13 protein-coding genes are annotated in these 15683 nt (G+C 51.4%); 7 read left to right on the top strand and 6 right to left on the bottom strand.

Going from position 1 to position 15683, the window contains the following annotated elements:
* Positions 1 to 26: 26 nt before the first annotated feature.
* The gene (locus BZG81_RS00560) at positions 27 to 1070 is read right to left on the bottom strand and encodes an ABC transporter permease (protein WP_077676518.1); all 1044 of its coding nucleotides are present in this window, start codon (positions 1068 to 1070) and stop codon (positions 27 to 29) included.
* Position 1071: 1 nt separating this feature from the next.
* Positions 1072 to 2097 (bottom strand): ABC transporter permease subunit, encoded by a 1026-nt coding sequence (locus BZG81_RS00555; protein WP_077676517.1) that lies wholly within the window; start codon positions 2095 to 2097, stop codon positions 1072 to 1074.
* Positions 2098 to 2776: 679 nt separating this feature from the next.
* Here BZG81_RS00555 and BZG81_RS00550 point away from each other — a divergent pair.
* Positions 2777 to 4087, top strand: a complete 1311-nt coding sequence (locus BZG81_RS00550; RefSeq protein WP_077676516.1) for an MATE family efflux transporter — start codon at positions 2777 to 2779, stop codon at positions 4085 to 4087.
* A 210-nt stretch (positions 4088 to 4297) separates the two neighbouring features.
* Here BZG81_RS00550 and BZG81_RS00545 read toward each other — a convergent pair whose 3' ends face one another.
* Both BZG81_RS00545 and BZG81_RS00540 read right to left on the bottom strand, forming a co-directional pair.
* Positions 4298 to 5401 (bottom strand): glycerophosphodiester phosphodiesterase, encoded by a 1104-nt coding sequence (locus tag BZG81_RS00545; RefSeq protein ID WP_241827337.1) that lies wholly within the window; start codon positions 5399 to 5401, stop codon positions 4298 to 4300.
* 131 nt (positions 5402 to 5532) lie between these two features.
* Complete coding sequence (locus tag BZG81_RS00540) at positions 5533 to 6450, bottom strand: phytanoyl-CoA dioxygenase family protein (protein ID WP_077676515.1); 918 nt, start codon at positions 6448 to 6450, stop codon at positions 5533 to 5535.
* Between the two features lie 381 nt (positions 6451 to 6831).
* Between BZG81_RS00540 and gmk the strand changes: the two genes are divergently transcribed.
* From gmk to recG, 5 genes are all read left to right on the top strand, one after another.
* Positions 6832 to 7455 (top strand): guanylate kinase, encoded by a 624-nt coding sequence (gene gmk, locus BZG81_RS00535; protein WP_025744374.1) that lies wholly within the window; start codon positions 6832 to 6834, stop codon positions 7453 to 7455.
* A gap of 114 nt (positions 7456 to 7569) precedes the next feature.
* Positions 7570 to 7842: a DNA-directed RNA polymerase subunit omega gene (gene rpoZ, locus BZG81_RS00530; protein ID WP_077461490.1), complete on the top strand. Its 273-nt coding sequence runs from the start codon at positions 7570 to 7572 to the stop codon at positions 7840 to 7842.
* Positions 7843 to 7869: 27 nt separating this feature from the next.
* Positions 7870 to 9969, top strand: coding sequence for a bifunctional GTP diphosphokinase/guanosine-3',5'-bis pyrophosphate 3'-pyrophosphohydrolase (gene spoT / locus BZG81_RS00525; RefSeq protein ID WP_077576361.1), 2100 nt, complete (start codon positions 7870 to 7872; stop codon positions 9967 to 9969).
* A gap of 84 nt (positions 9970 to 10053) precedes the next feature.
* Positions 10054 to 10755 (top strand): tRNA (guanosine(18)-2'-O)-methyltransferase TrmH, encoded by a 702-nt coding sequence (trmH, locus tag BZG81_RS00520; RefSeq protein WP_025744372.1) that lies wholly within the window; start codon positions 10054 to 10056, stop codon positions 10753 to 10755.
* A gap of 37 nt (positions 10756 to 10792) precedes the next feature.
* The gene (gene recG, locus BZG81_RS00515) at positions 10793 to 12871 is read left to right on the top strand and encodes an ATP-dependent DNA helicase RecG (protein ID WP_077660369.1); all 2079 of its coding nucleotides are present in this window, start codon (positions 10793 to 10795) and stop codon (positions 12869 to 12871) included.
* A 17-nt stretch (positions 12872 to 12888) separates the two neighbouring features.
* On the opposite strand, the gene envZ is transcribed toward recG, so the two are convergent.
* Positions 12889 to 14208, bottom strand: a complete 1320-nt coding sequence (gene envZ / locus BZG81_RS00510) for a two-component system sensor histidine kinase EnvZ (RefSeq protein ID WP_077660370.1) — start codon at positions 14206 to 14208, stop codon at positions 12889 to 12891.
* A gap of 2 nt (positions 14209 to 14210) precedes the next feature.
* Positions 14211 to 14927, bottom strand: a complete 717-nt coding sequence (ompR, locus tag BZG81_RS00505; protein ID WP_077461486.1) for an osmolarity response regulator transcription factor OmpR — start codon at positions 14925 to 14927, stop codon at positions 14211 to 14213.
* Between the two features lie 221 nt (positions 14928 to 15148).
* Here ompR and greB point away from each other — a divergent pair, with 221 nt between their 5' ends.
* Positions 15149 to 15640, top strand: coding sequence for a transcription elongation factor GreB (gene greB / locus BZG81_RS00500; protein WP_077676514.1), 492 nt, complete (start codon positions 15149 to 15151; stop codon positions 15638 to 15640).
* Positions 15641 to 15683 lie beyond the last annotated feature (43 nt).

The following is a 15683-nucleotide window of genomic DNA, read 5'->3' as shown; positions in this document are numbered from 1 at the left end:
TTAAAAATTGCTGGTTGTATTTAAAATCAGTCATAACGGGTGAACTTTTTCGGATCAAACGCGGCTCGGACCGCTTCCCCAATAAAGGTCACCATCACCAACACCAACACCAGAGACGACACCACAGAGGCAACAATCCATGGCGCATCCAGATTTGATTTACCTTGCTGTAACAGCTCGCCCCAACTTGGCGTCGGTGGCATCAGCCCCAAACCGAGATAATCCAGCGCCGTTAACGCGGTAATATTGAGGGCGATGGTAAAGGGCGCCAAGGTCACAATCATCACCATGGTGTTGGGCAAAATATGGCGAAACAGGATCCGGCTAGTAGAGGCACCCAATGCACGCGCCGCCATCACATAATCACGCGACGATTCTTTGTACGTCATGGTGCGCATATACCAGGTAATCGCCATCCAGCCGAATAGCACGTTAATCCCCACAAACAGGGCAAACGTGGGTTGGAGAATCGAGACTAGAATCATGATCACGTACAAAAACGGCACCATCGACCAAACCTCGATAAAGCGTTGGAAAAACAAATCAAACTTACCGCCCCAAAAACCCATCGCACAGCCCACCGCGGTACCAATCGCATAAGACGCAGCCATGGTGAGTAACGCAAAGCCCATGGCAATACGAAATCCGTACACCAAGCGAGCGAGGATATCGCGACCAATCTCATCGGTGCCAAGGTAATGCTTGTCTGCGGCACTTGGCGCCGTGGGCGGAAAGTCGCCACTAAAGTCTTGCTCAAGCGGGTTCCACGGCACCAGAGGCATGACTACATAATTGTCGCCACTTTGTGCCTCAAAGGCTTTGGCGAGTTGACGATAGTTGGCTTCGCTGGTGCCCACTTGACCAAAATCACTCGCCAAATACACATCACTCAGTACCGGGAAGTAATACTCGCCGTTGTATTTGACCATTAACGCTTTACTGTTGATCAATAGCTCGGCAAATAGCGACAGCACCAACATGGTGGTCAAGATCATAAACGACCAGTAACCACGTTTAATTTGCTTAAAACTGCGGATTTTCTTTTGAGTTAAAGGGCTCATCGTCAACATATCAAGATCCAAACTTCACGCGAGGGTCAATCAAGGCAACACAGATATCAGAGATGATATTGCCCGCCAGCAGTAATAGCGCATTGATGGCAACAATCCCCATCACCACCGGATAGTCACGCTCCATAATCGATTCATAGCCAAGTAAGCCGATGCCGTTGATGTTGAAAATGACTTCAATCAAAAACGCCCCCGTCATAAAGAACAGCAAGGAATTACCAAAGTGACTAGCAATCGGGATCAAGCTATTGCGCAGCGCGTGCTTGCGTACCGCCGAACGAAACGGTAACCCTTTGGCAATGGCGGTGCGGATATAATCCGCGGAGAGGTTTTCCATCAGGTTGTTTTTCATCGTCATGGTCAGGGTGGCAAAATCCCCAATCAGATAACAAATCAGCGGCAGTACCGCATGCCACATCACATCTTTGGCGCGTTCCCAAAAACTGGTCGCGTCATAGTAGGCATCGCCAACAAAGCCGCCCATCGGGAACCATTCGAGGTGATAACTAAATAGGGTGATCAGCAAGACCCCCACCACATAACCCGGCAGGGCAAAACCAATAAAGATAAGTACTGAGGAGGACGAATCAAACACCGAGCCGTGCTTGAGGGCTTTGTAATAGCCAAGCGGAAGAGAGATAAAATAACTGATGAAGAAGGTCATTCCGCCGTAAAACAACGAGACGGGCAGACGCTCGGCGATCATGTCGGTGACCGGCTCGTAGTAGCGGGTTGATTCACCCAAATCGAAGTTGGCAAGTTTACCGAGCCAATCGACATAGGCTTCTAGCACAGGTTTATCGAGGCCGTAAAATGCCTTAAGTTCGGCAATCTGATCGTCCGATAACGCCGAGCTGTCACCAGCACGTTGCAAGCTCGAGCCGCCATCGGCTTGTGCCTGCATTTGCGTCATCATTCGCTCGACCGGCCCACCCGGCACAAGACGGGTGATACCAAAGATCAAAATGGTAATGCCGAGAAATGTCGGGATCACCAACAGTAACCGGCGTAAAAAGTACGACAGCATAGTCCACTACTCCCTGTTAACTGTCTGATATTTTTGCAGGTCATTGATCCTGCCGTTGTGCTCTCTTGGCCATCCTAAGCACTGAAAGCAACAATACGTATTACACACTTACATAATGTGGCCTATATTTATCTCGATTTTTAGTCACGATCAACGATAACAGCCTGTCAGAAGTGATTTTTTTGCTACAAAACAGCGAAAGCCATGCTATTTTTATACTGCGTTGTGCTAGCTTTCTTATCACTAAAAGCAATAAATATTTCAATCAATAGTCAAAAAGGTTTGGTTTAAAATGCAATAAAACTGACATTTCACCGAAACCTTGTGTCTTCTCGTGATCGCACGCACCGATAATCCACCACAGCGCCTGCATTGATAAGCAGACAGCCATCCTCCCGCTCCCCCCTCAATCTCATATTCATTCATCAGGATCAGTGCAATAGAGATAGTGACTTGTTTCACTAAAAACCATAGCTACCAGCATGAGTCACTAACTCCAATGATTGTGTGCAGTCGCCCCCCTGAACGTCCATCGCATCGCTAGGGTCAGGCTCGCTGACACTGAATAACCGTATTTATTAGGGGTTGGTAATTTTTAGCATTCCTCTACAATTGGTGCGACTATGCCGAGCATGCCAATGCTCGGCTTTTTTCACCCTATTAATGTAAAGAGTGCCTGATGGAATCCGTTTCTCGCGCCAAGCGCCTCTTCTCTACCACCCTACCGATGCTGTTTGGTGTGCTGTCACTGATGAGCTTTCAGTTGGTCGATAGTGCCTTCATTGGTCAATTGGGTGTACTCCCGCTCGCCGCACAAGGTTTCACCTTGCCGATTCAGATGATCATTATCGGGTTGCAAGTTGGCCTCGGCATTGCGACCACAGCGGTGATCTCGCGCGCGCTCGGCGCCGATCAGTGTCGCTATGCCAAGCAATTAGGCGGTCTGATTTTATTTATTGGCACCACAGGCGTGGCATTGTTTGCCGGCTTGCTCTATGCCTTGCGCCATCCGATCTTGCTGTTACTCGATGCGCCGGACAAGGTGTTCCCGGTGATTGATACTTATTGGCAAATTTGGCTCGTCAGTGCCTGGACAGGGGCGGTGCTTTACTTCTTCTATAGCTTGGCTCGCGCTAATGGCAACACAGTGTTGCCCGGCTCCATGATGGTGGTTACCAGCTTATTAAACCTTATCCTCGATCCTATCTTTATTTTTTGGCTCGATTGGGGCATCAATGGCGCAGCGGTGGCCACTCTGATTGCTTTTGGCGCTGGCATTGCCATTGTCGCCCCTCGCGTACTCGGCAAAGGTTGGGTTTCTTTTGACTGGCATGACGTCAACGTTAAGCAAAGTATAGGATCGATTGGTCACATTATGGGGCCAGCGATGATTAGTCAGCTGCTACCACCCGTCTCATCGATGCTGGCGACCAAGTTACTTGCGAGTTTTGGCTCAGCGGCAGTCGCCGCCTGGGCACTGGGCTCGCGGTTTGAGTTTTTCGCGATTGTCTCGGTACTGGCATTAACCATGTCGATGCCACCTATGGTGGGTCGTTTGCTGGGTAAAGGCGATTTGACCGAAGTGCGCCATTTGGTCAAGTTAGCGTGTCAGTTTATTCTCGGCTTTCAATTGCTGATCGCCGTGGTCACTTGGCTTGCCGCCGCTCCCCTCGCCGACTTGATGACCAGCGATCAGCAAGTTACCGATATCTTGCACACTCATCTTACGCTAGTACCCTTTAGCCTGGGCGCGCTGGGGGTGTGTATGTTGATGGTGTCAATTACCAATGCATTAGGCCGCTCATACACCGCCCTAACCATTTCTGCGCTCCGCCTATTTGCGTTTTTCCTGCCCTGCCTTTGGTTAGGGGCACAAATTGGCGAGCTGTTTGGCCTATTTGCCGGTGCCTTAATCGGTAACCTACTTGCGGGCGCGGTGGCTTATGCCATGTACCGACGTACGCTGGCTAAACTCATGGCGAGCGAGTAGATAGCCAAAACGTTAACCTTGGGGCACCGGCTCAGTTCGCACACAGACACGCCGTCAATCCATCCCTGGAGGCTCCGCCGCGCCATCCATGGCGCGGAGGGTCTGTTTAGCGAAATAAGCCGAACCGAACCCTATCTAGCGTTTGCCCCCAACGAAAAAGCCCGCTAATAACAGGCGGGCTCAAAGGGTAAATACAATTAACGCGCGGGGTTAATAACCCAGTTGCGTTAAGGTTGCCTCAATGTCTTTACCGTCGCTATCCGTTAACGTTTTCACCGCCATATTCGGACGATTGGTAAAGAAGCCATCCACACCGCGATCACGGTAGCGAATCATATCCTCGCGATCATCCAGAGTGTACATGTGCATCAGCAAGCCTTTTTCATGGCTCATGTCCACCATCCAGGTCTTCGCCAGATCCATATAGCTAAATTGGCTTGACCAGGCATCATCGAAGTTGGCTTGGGTACCTGAAGGCCCTACACCGATGGCACCGTTTTGTTTGGCGTAATCGAGCCACTCTGCGTAGTCCGCTTTCGAGGCTACTTCCTGACGCGCGTAGTACTGGGCGTAAGATTCGTCATCCGCTTTCGGTGCGCTATCTTTGGTCGGAATATAGCCATCACCTGCCCATAGTAGCAAGATTTTTGGCACATTCGGCATCACATCTTGCAGTGCTTCAAGGCTCGATTTATTGAAGGTTTGCAGGATCACTTTGCCCTTGGCGTCCTTATCTAGCCAACCGTGTTGGGTTAAATCTTGTTTCAAATCCTCTTCAATGCCAGGGAAGAATTCAGGCACCTTGGTCTCGATGTAAAGTCCTGGCTGATGGGCGCAGCCTTCGGCGATTTCTCGGACCTGGTCAAGTGTCACCAACTTCAAGCCACGAAAGCTTTCGCGTGCGCGTTCGGGATAGGCTTGGTTATACCAGCTACCGGCATCCAGTTTTTCCAGCTCTGCCCACGTAAAGGTGTTAACCGGATCACTGGCACGCTCAGGATAGACTGTCTCAATATTGGTGTTGCGCTTGAGGTTATCGTCATGCACGGCGATCAGTTTGCCATCTTTTGTGCGCTGCAGGTCCAGCTCGAGGTAATCCGCGCCCACTTCACAGGCAAGCTGATAGGCTGGCAACGTGGATTCTGGCGCGTTGTAGGAATCACCACGGTGGGCAATGACCGCGTGATCGGCCATGCCAAGTTGTTCGCTTAGCGCAGTGTCACTGGCTTGGGCAAAAGAAGAGAAGGATACGGCACTGGCCACATTCAGGGCAGTAGCTGTCACGCTCAGGGTCGCTTTTAATGATGTGTTCAACGGAAACTCCTTAATGTCGTTGAAGTTGGCGAGATAATTAAACGCTTGTTCAATTATCGAGACAGCATAGCAAAACCCTGATTTAAAGCGAAAAAATAAAAACGCCCTCAAAGAGGTGGGCGTCAACACGGTTAGGAAGCCAGCGGCCAGAGTGACTCTACTGCCTGCAGGGGGCGTTGATCGGGGTTAGATAAATAGTGGGGGCGCGGTGGCAACCCACTAAAGGGCTTCACCGTTTTGTTTTCCACACTATTGTAGACGAACATTAAAATCGAACGTGGGTCGTTGGCGATATTATCGGGTGAGCCATGCATCAAGTTACAATCATGGAACACCAAGGTACCGGCTTGTCCCGTTACAGAGGCAATGCCATTGTCTTCTAACAATGCCTCCATGGTCTCTGGCTTGGGCACCCCCAGCATTTGTTTTTTCAGCGATTGCTGATAGTTCTTCTCGCCGGTGTTGCCTTCACAAGACGCATAGTGATGGTGCGAGCCGGGGATTACATACAAAGGCCCATTGTGCTCGGTGTTGTCGGTTAACATCAGCCATACGGTCACGGCTCGCATCCGTGGCATTCCATCCTCAACGTGCCAAGTCTCGAAGTCAGAATGCCAAGGAAACGACTTGCCTTTAAACGCAGGCTTAATATTGACGCGCGATTGCATCAAATATGCGTCCGAACCCAAAATTTGCCGCACTTTATTGAAAATGCGCGGATCGCGTGAGAAGCGATCAATCAAATCACTGTAGGCAAAAGGTTTAAAAATAGTACGCAGCTCATCACTATCCGGCTCGGTATATAGCTCTTCATAGCCGGCCATATCATCGCGCAAACGGGTTATTTCACGCTTAAGCGGTGCCACCATTTCCGGCATGTAATCCTTCATAACCAGAAAGCCCTGGCGCTCGAACGTATCCAGCTCGTGCTGGCTTAAGCTATGCGGTACCTCTGGCTGCGCACTGCCGTACACAACAGGGTCTAGACGTGGGGAGAGGGTTTCTTTTCCATTGACGCGTGAGGGATACAAATCGGGAGTACCTTCCATTATTGACACCTCCTTCATGTCGTTCGTTTTTTAGTGATATCTTCTCGCTGTTTGAGGCCCTAAAGGGCGTGAATTGCACACAACACAGTTGCGGGCGGCTAATCAAAAATCAACCCCCAGCGCGTGCTATGCATCTTCTTGGATAACTGCGCGCTACCCTACCAGCTCCACATCGAACAGTGAACCTTTGTAAACCCACAACCGCTATGCGTCATAGTAAGCCATCCTAATGATCGCTTTCACCGCGATCCCGTTCAAATCCAAATGAGTTCGTGCTACCCTGCGCGCCTCCCACGGGAGACAAACATCTATTCGTCGATCGACTCCCATACGCATACGCTATACTGCGGATGGGCATCAGCCAGTGAAAGTGATCAATCCATGAGCCAAGGTACGCTTTACATTGTTTCCGCCCCGAGTGGCGCGGGCAAATCTAGCCTGATTTCAGCGCTACTGAATGATAATCCTCGCTATGACATGAAAGTGTCGGTATCGCACACCACCCGCGCCATGCGCCCGGGAGAAGAAGATGGCGTGCATTATCACTTTGTTGAGGTAGAAGCATTTAAGGCCTTAATCGACCAAGGTGCTTTTTTAGAGCATGCAGAGGTATTCGGCAATTATTACGGCACGTCCAGGGTCTGGATTGAAAAAATGCTTAACAATGGCGTCGATATTTTTCTTGATATCGATTGGCAAGGTGCCGAGCAAATTCGTCAGCAAATGCCCGCAAGTAAGAGTATTTTTATTTTGCCGCCAAGCCGTGAAGAGCTGGAACGACGCTTGACAACGCGTGGCCAAGACAGTGATGAGGTCATTGCCACACGCATGCAAGAGGCACGTTCGGAAATCTCTCACTATGCTGATTATGATTACCTGATTATTAATGATGACTTTGACGTCGCATTAATGGATATTAAGGCCATCGTCCGCGCAGAGCGGATGGGGCAAACCAAGCAAGCCAGCAAATATCATACAATGATCGACGACCTGCTGGCCGACTAACCCAAATATTGAGACGTGGCCGCATTGCAGCACAAAGCTAGCAATAGGTCGCGGCCTTTTGTATACTTTTCGGTCATTTTTAATGACCTGTTTATTACATAGCTGGAGTCCTTCATGGCACGCGTAACTGTTCAAGACGCCGTTGAAAAAATTGGTAACCGTTTCGATCTCGTTCTGGTTGCGGCTCGCCGCGCCCGCCAAATGCAAACCGGTGGTAAAGACGCCTTAGTCGCAGAAGAAAACGACAAGTACACTGTGCTCTCTCTACGCGAAGTAGAAGAAGGACTGATTAACAAAGAAGTACTCGACGCCCGCGAGCGTCAAGAGAAGCAAGAGCAAGAAGCCGCCGAAATGGCAGCGGTTAGCACCATTTCTGGTCAACGTTAAACGCGTCATTTATCAGGGACAGGCCGTTTGTATCTATTTGATAGCCTGAAAGAAGTTGCTAGTCAATATTTGCCGGAGTCACAGCTTGAAGCGCTCCGGCAAGCTTACCTAGTAGCACGGGATGCCCATGACGGGCAGACTCGTTCAACGGGCGAACCTTACATCATTCACCCCATTGCGGTAGCACGGATCCTGGCAGAAATGCGTTTGGATTGTGAAACCCTCATGGCGGCGTTATTGCACGATGTCATTGAAGACACCGAGGTGACCAAAGACGATCTGCAGCAGCGCTTTGGTGATGTGGTGGCTGAGCTGGTTGACGGCGTATCTAAGCTCGACAAGCTCAAATTCCGTGATCGCAAAGAAGCCCAAGCCGAGAACTTTCGCAAAATGGTCATGGCCATGGCGCATGACATTCGCGTTATTTTGATCAAACTCGGCGATCGTACTCATAACATGCGCACACTCGGCGCCCTACGTCCGGATAAAAAGCGTCGTATTGCCCGCGAAACCCTAGAGATTTTTGCCCCACTCGCTCATCGTTTAGGTATCCATAATATAAAAGTCGAGCTCGAAGAGCTGGGCTTTGAAGCCCTCTACCCCAATCGCTATCGCGTGCTCAAAAAAGTGATTGCGCAAGCTCGGGGAAACCGCAAAGAGATGATTCAAAAAATCCATGCGGAAATCGAAGGGCGGCTTGAAGATGCCGGCATTGAGGCCCGTGTACTGGGCCGAGAAAAAAATCTCTATTCCATCTACAACAAGATGAGAAACAAAGAGCAGCGTTTCCATACCATCATGGATTTGTATGCATTTCGGGTGATCGTGCGCGATCTCGATACCTGTTATCGGGTGCTGGGGCAAATGCACAGCCTCTATAAGCCTCGCCCTAGCCGCGTCAAAGATTATATCGCCGTTCCCAAAGCGAACGGCTATCAATCACTGCATACGTCGATGATCGGCCCCCACGGTGTCCCGGTTGAAGTGCAGATTCGTACCGAAGATATGGATCAAATGGCGGATAAAGGGGTCGCGGCGCACTGGGCTTATAAAAACGGCTCCGATCGTCCATCAGGGACCACCGCGCAAAAACGGGCGCAACGATGGATGCAAAACATTATCGAGCTGCAACAAAGTGCCGGGAGCTCCTTTGAGTTCATCGAAAGCGTTAAGTCAGACCTTTTCCCCGATGAGCTTTACGTCTTTACGCCGAAAGGGCGAATTGTCGAGCTGCCGGTCGATGCGACCGCGGTCGATTTTGCCTATGCAGTGCATACGGATGTCGGCAATACCTGTGTCGGTGCGCGAGTTAATCGTCAGCCCTATCCGCTCAGTCAGCCGTTAAAAAACGGCCAGACCGTCGAGATCATCACTGCGCCAGGCGCGCGCCCCAATGCCGCTTGGCTTAACTATGTGGTCACGGCACGGGCGCGTACCAAGATTCGTCAGGTACTGAAAACCATGCGTCGGGAGGAGTCGGTGACCTTAGGCCGCCGCTTACTCAATCATGCGCTTGGGGAACAAAACTTGCCGGACATCGACGCCGCGCGAGTCGATACCGTGTTAAGCGATCTCAAGCTCAAAACCAGCGACGACTTACTCGCCTCGATTGGTTTAGGTGAACTCATGAGCGTGGTGATAGCACGTCGCTTACTGAATCAAGACCCGGCCGCGCCTACCGAAGGTAAAATGCCGATTCGCGGTGCCGATGGCATTCTAGTGACCTATGCCAACTGTTGTCGCCCCATTCCAGGCGATCCTATCATTGCCCATGTTAGTCCCGGCAAGGGGTTGGTGATTCACCGTGAAACCTGTGCCAATATTCGCGGCCATCGCCAAGAGCCGGATAAGTATATGCCGGTGGAATGGGCGGATGATTTTGAGCAAGAGTTCAGTACCCGCGTCAGAGTCGATATGCAAAACCATCAAGGCGCGTTGGCCGATTTAACCAACACCATTGCCTCAACGGGCTCCAATATCCAAGGGCTCTCCACTGAAGAACGTGATGGTCGCTTGTACACTATCTTTGTTCGATTAACGACCAAAGATCGGGTGCACCTCGCCAACATTATGCGCCGCCTGCGGGTGATGCCCAATGTGGTGAAGGTCAGCCGCCAAAAGAACTGATCGTCGCGATACATTATTATTGTCTGTCGCCCACCCTTTTGGTGGGCGCGTTTGTCTTTCGTCTGTCATTTACGGAATTGAATCATGACACCTGAACGCTTTGAACGCATTCATCAGGTGCTGGCAAAGCGCCAGCCTGATCTCACTGTGTGTATGGAGCAAGTCCACAAGCCCAATAACATTTCTGCCATCATTCGTACTGCCGATGCGGTGGGCATTCATCGTATGCATGCGGTATGGCCAGAAGGCACCAAAATGCGGACCTTAGGCGGTACATCTGCCGGTTCACGCAATTGGATTGACGTGGTCACCCATAACACGACCGCGGATGCTTTTGAGGCCATGCAAGCGCAAGGCATGCAAGTATTGGTCACTAACCTATCGGAAACGGCCATCGACTTTCGTGAGGTTGATTACACCCGACCAACCGCCATTATCCTCGGCCAAGAAAAACATGGCATCAGTCGCGAAGCGCTCGATAAAGCCGATCAAGACATCCTCATTCCAATGGTGGGTATGGTACAGTCGCTGAACGTGTCAGTGGCTAGCGCCTTGATTTTGTACGAAGCGCAACGCCAACGCCAAGCGGCAGGCATGTACCAGTTGGCGAAGACACGCTTGCCCGACGATGAAGTGCATCACATCCTGTTTGAGCGCGGTCATCCGGTGCTCGCCCGCGTGGCCAAGCAAAAGGGGCTGCCTTATCCGCCACTCGATGACAATGGGCAAATTATTGCTGACGAAACATGGTGGGCGAGCATGCAGGCGGCAAAACACGCGCGTTAATCGCTTAGCAAGCTCAACCTGACGGATAAAGAAACGGATGCAATCTTCCATGCTTAGCGCAGTAACCGTCGATACCTTTAAGGGTGTCGGCAGTAAAATGGCTGAAAAGCTGGCTAAAATCGGCCTGCATACGGTGCAGGACGTGTTGTTTCATCTGCCGTATCGCTATGAAGATCGCACCCGAGTGTGGCCGGTTGCCAGTCTATTGCCTGGTCAGCATGCCACCATCGAAGGTGAAATCACCCATAATGACACCGTGTTTGGCCGCCGCCGGATGCTCACGGTTCGGGTGCAAGATGGCAGCGGCGCGTTAACGCTACGCTTTTTCAATTTTAATGCCGCGATGAAAAATAGCTTGGCGGTCGGCAAACAGGTGAAAGCCTATGGCGAACTTAAACGGGGCAAACACGGGCTAGAAATCATTCACCCCGAGTATCAAGTCTTTTCCGAGCCCTCCGAGTTGGTGATGGAAGAAACGCTGACGCCGGTCTACCCGACCACCGAGGGGCTGCGCCAAGCAACGCTACGTCAGCTCACCGACCAAGCGCTAGCTTTATTAGATAAAAGCGGTGTCGAAGAATTACTCCCTGAAGGCTTGTACGATCGACAGCTGTCTTTGCGTGACGCCTTACACCTATTGCACCGCCCTCCGCCAGAGACGGTACTGGATGATTTATTAACGGGCCAACATCCCGCCCAGCGACGCTTAATCATTGAAGAGCTCCTTGCCCAGCACCTGTCGATGCTGTCAGTTCGTCATCACGCACAGCAAGTGAAAGGGGTCGCCCTCGCCCCGAGTCACTCGCTCGGACAACGCCTGTTAGACAATTTGCCCTTCTCTCCCACAGGGGCACAATCACGAGTGGTTAGCGAGATCAGTGCCGATTTAGCCAAACCATTCCCGATGATGCGCTTAGTCCAAGGTGATGTCGGCGCCGGTAAAACCTTGGTCGCCGTACTCGCCGCCTTACAAGCTATCGAGCAAGGCCATCAGGTTGCGTTAATGGCACCGACCGAGCTATTGGCCGAGCAACACGCCACCAATTTTGCCCAATGGCTAGAGCCGCTAGGTATCCAAGTCGGCTGGCTTGCCGGCAAATTAAAAGGCAAGGCACGGACACAAACCTTGGCACACATCGCCGACGGCGAGGCGCAAATGGTGGTCGGTACTCATGCGTTATTTCAAGCCAGTGTCCAATTTAAAAGCTTGGCGTTGGTGATCATCGACGAGCAACACCGGTTTGGTGTCCACCAACGGCTTGCCTTGCGTGAAAAAGGCGAGCAACAGGGCGCGCATCCACATCAGTTGATCATGACCGCTACGCCTATTCCACGCACCTTGGCGATGACCGCCTATGCCGACTTAGAAACCTCGGTGATTGATGAATTGCCACCAGGACGCACGCCGATTCAAACCGTTGCGGTGCCGGACACGCGCCGTGATGACATTATTGCCCGGGTCAACGCCGCCTGCAGTGATGGTCGGCAAGCCTATTGGGTATGCACATTAATTGAAGAGTCTGACGCTTTAGAGGCGCAAGCCGCTGAAGATACGACTACGGCACTCAAAGAAGCGTTACCGAATCTGACCATTGGCCTGGTTCATGGCCGAATGAAAGCGGCGGAAAAACACGCAGTAATGGATGCCTTTAAGCAAGGCGAGGTGCAGTTATTGGTGGCAACCACTGTCATTGAAGTGGGCGTCGATGTCCCTAACGCCAGCCTAATGATTATCGAAAACCCTGAACGACTCGGGCTGGCACAACTCCACCAGCTACGTGGCCGTGTCGGTCGTGGATCCGTCGCCAGCCATTGTGTGCTGCTTTATCATGCCCCTTTGTCGACAACAGCCACTCAGCGCTTGGGCGTACTGCGAGACAGCAATGACGGCTTTGTCATTGCTCAACGCGATCTCGATATCCGTGGGCCAGGCGAGTTATTGGGCACCCGCCAGACCGGTTTGGCTGAGTTTAAAATTGCCGATTTAGTCCGCGACCAAGCGCTGATCCCCGAGGTACAAAAGCTGGCCAGTCATTTGCACCAGCACTACCCCAAACATGCACAGGCCATCATTCGCCGCTGGTTGGGACATAAAACCCACTATTCCAACGCCTAATGGCCGCTTAACGCGGCCTATTTACCGACCGGGAACGTCATTTGGATCCGCAGCCCGCCTTCGGTCCGAGATGATAAACGAATATCGCCATGAAGCTGTTCAACAATCCGTTTCACGATTGCAAGCCCTAGCCCTGTTCCTTCGCTACCCCGCGCCGTATCGCCGCGAGTAAACGGCTGGAACAAGGTATTTTCGAGACTCGCATCAATGCCCGAGCCATTATCTTCCACTTCCACCCATTGATACGTATGGTCGGCATTGCTACCACACCGCAGCCTTACCCAGCCATTGCCATAACGCACCGCATTAACCACGAGGTTGGTAACCGCCCGTTTTAGCGCCACCGAGTTGGCATATAAATCACCGTGCAGCGATTCTAAGTCCAAGACAATATCAACGCCCATTGACTGCTGATGGTTGGCTACATCGCGACAGATGGTGGATAAATCAACGGGATCCGGATCTTGCTGTTGCACCGCGCGTAAATAATCCATGAATTGATTAATGATCTCATTACACTCTTCCGTGTCTTCGGTGATGCTATCGGCCAAATACGCATCGTCGGATGACATCATTTCAGTCGCCAGTCGAATGCGCGTGAGTGGCGTGCGTAAATCATGGCTGACGCCCGCCATTAACAAGGCGCGATCTTCTTCGAGTTTACGTATCCCTGCTGACATTTTATTAAAGGCCACGGTCACCGCCTGAATTTCTGACGCCCCCCGGGGTGGGACGGGATCAGGAAAGCGACCATCGGCGACATCGAGCGCGGCCCGCTCCAACGCAACCAGGGGTCGGTTTTGCATCTTAATAAACAACCAGCCGCCGGCAATCACCAACAACGCAATCACCAAGCTATATTGAAACAGCGGCGCAAAGTCATCTTGATGCAGCTCCGATAAGGGGATCCGCATTAAAAAATCATCAATGGCCTCAAACTTCAGCCATAACACATAGCTTTCTTCGCCACTGACCAGGCGCACTTGGGTCTTTGTTCCGAGCTCTTCGCTAATATGTTCGCTTAAGTAGTCAATCTCCATCGCATCTTGGAACGCGCTTGCGCGCTCACTGCTTGGCGCATGGAGGGTTACCCCAATTTGTTCCAGCAATTGTCGGCGCACCGGCTCACCCAGATGAAGGACTTCACCATCTTTCAGATACCAGTCTTCTTCCAGCATCAAGCGGACTTCAAAGGCTAAAATCTTATTGAACTGCTGCAAGCTCGGCAGCAACGCATAATTAACAATGGTCAGGTAAGAAAAAACTTGGCTGGCAATTAATAAGCCAGCCAAAATCAATAAGGTTCGCGCAAAGCTCGTCCGCGGTGACATCCGCATCGCTACACCTCACCATCAGGCACAAACACGTAGCCGAGTCCCCACACCGTTTGGATATAACGCGGTTTGCTTGGATCCTCCTCGACCATACGGCGTAAACGGGAGATTTGTACATCAATCGAGCGCTCCATCGCTGAGTACTCGCGGCCACGCGCCATGTTCATGAGTTTGTCCCGAGAAAGCGGCTCACGCGCATTGGTCACTAAAGCTTTGAGCACTGCAAATTCCCCCGAGGTGAGTGTCATCGGTTCGTCATTACGAAACATCTCACGCGTGCCCAAATTAAGACGAAACTCACCAAAGGTGACCGTGGTGGAGTCAGCACTCGGCGCGCCAGGCGCTTCTATTGTTTGACGGCGTAAAACCGCACGCACCCGAGCCAGTAATTCTCGTGGGTTAAACGGCTTAGGTAAGTAATCGTCGGCTCCGACCTCCAAACCGACAATTCGGTCAATTTCATCCCCTTTCGCCGTCAGCATTAAAATGGGCAATTGATTATTGGCTTGGCGCAAGCGGCGGCATATCGACAGGCCATCTTCCCCAGGGAGCATTAAATCAAGCACCATAAGATTAAAGGCTTCACGCGCCAATAATCGATCCATTTGTTCGGCATTGGCGACACTTCGTACCTGAAACCCTTGCTCGGTCAGGTAGCGCTCTAGCAGTGAACGCAGACGCATATCATCATCCACGACTAGAATTTTATAGTTCTCTTGCATGCTTCGCCCTCAATGCTGTTCGCTGCCTAATCATCAAGCAGCTATTACCGTCATCTGATTGAATTTTGCCACAGTTGTGCGCCAGGCCGCGTGTTTGTCCGCACAGAACTGTACGGTAAATTGTTACCGAGTGTTGCCTCGACAAGCTCACTCGCTTCTTGTACTTTCCTGAACAAGGTTATATCGCACGACGCCAGTTGGCTAGTGAAAGGAGAGGTAACGTGAAAACCAAATTGGTGACCCGTGAAGGGTTTAATGCGCTCAAAACCGAGCACGATTACCTGTGGCACGAGCGACGTCCAGAAGTGACCAAAATTGTCAGCTGGGCCGCCAGTTTAGGGGATCGTTCAGAAAACGCGGACTACACCTATAATAAACGGCTGTTGCGGCAAATCGACCGCCGTGTCCGCTACCTGCGCAAGCGGCTGAACGACTTAACCATTGTCGATTATGCGCCCGAGCAAGAGGGCCGAGTGTTTTTTGGCGCCTGGGTCGAGATTGAAAACGAGGCCGGCGACACCAAGCAATTTCGCATTGTCGGTCCCGATGAAATTTATGAGCGCAAAGACTACATTTCGATTGATGCCCCCATGGCGCGCGCGTTATTGAAAAAAGAGGTCGACGATGACGTCGTGGTGTCAACGCCGGAAGGCGAAAAACAGTGGTTTATCAATACTATCACCTATCCCAAGCCAGGCAATGATTCAGTCTGAGCATCACTCATCTTGATGACCTTGATGGGAACGAAAAGGAAAC

It is taken from the genome of Salinivibrio sp. MA607, from assembly GCF_001996245.1.
Lineage (GTDB): Bacteria > Pseudomonadota > Gammaproteobacteria > Enterobacterales > Vibrionaceae > Salinivibrio > Salinivibrio costicola.
The sequence above is the reverse complement of the archived record's forward strand: the minus strand, read 5'-3'. Positions and strand labels throughout refer to the sequence as shown.

What these genes read in the sequence shown, in the direction of transcription:
- ompR (WP_077461486.1), bottom strand. Translation starts at nt 14,927, where the DNA reads ATGCAAGAGAACTATAAAATTCTAGTCGTGGATGATGATATGCGTCTG.
- trmH (WP_025744372.1), top strand. Translation starts at nt 10,054, where the DNA reads ATGACACCTGAACGCTTTGAACGCATTCATCAGGTGCTGGCAAAGCGC.
- BZG81_RS00550 (WP_077676516.1), top strand. Translation starts at nt 2,777, where the DNA reads ATGGAATCCGTTTCTCGCGCCAAGCGCCTCTTCTCTACCACCCTACCG.
- BZG81_RS00540 (WP_077676515.1), bottom strand. Translation starts at nt 6,450, where the DNA reads ATGGAAGGTACTCCCGATTTGTATCCCTCACGCGTCAATGGAAAAGAA.
- gmk (WP_025744374.1), top strand. Translation starts at nt 6,832, where the DNA reads ATGAGCCAAGGTACGCTTTACATTGTTTCCGCCCCGAGTGGCGCGGGC.
- recG (WP_077660369.1), top strand. Translation starts at nt 10,793, where the DNA reads ATGCAATCTTCCATGCTTAGCGCAGTAACCGTCGATACCTTTAAGGGT.
- envZ (WP_077660370.1), bottom strand. Translation starts at nt 14,208, where the DNA reads ATGCGGATGTCACCGCGGACGAGCTTTGCGCGAACCTTATTGATTTTG.
- BZG81_RS00555 (WP_077676517.1), bottom strand. Translation starts at nt 2,097, where the DNA reads ATGCTGTCGTACTTTTTACGCCGGTTACTGTTGGTGATCCCGACATTT.
- BZG81_RS00560 (WP_077676518.1), bottom strand. Translation starts at nt 1,070, where the DNA reads ATGTTGACGATGAGCCCTTTAACTCAAAAGAAAATCCGCAGTTTTAAG.
- rpoZ (WP_077461490.1), top strand. Translation starts at nt 7,570, where the DNA reads ATGGCACGCGTAACTGTTCAAGACGCCGTTGAAAAAATTGGTAACCGT.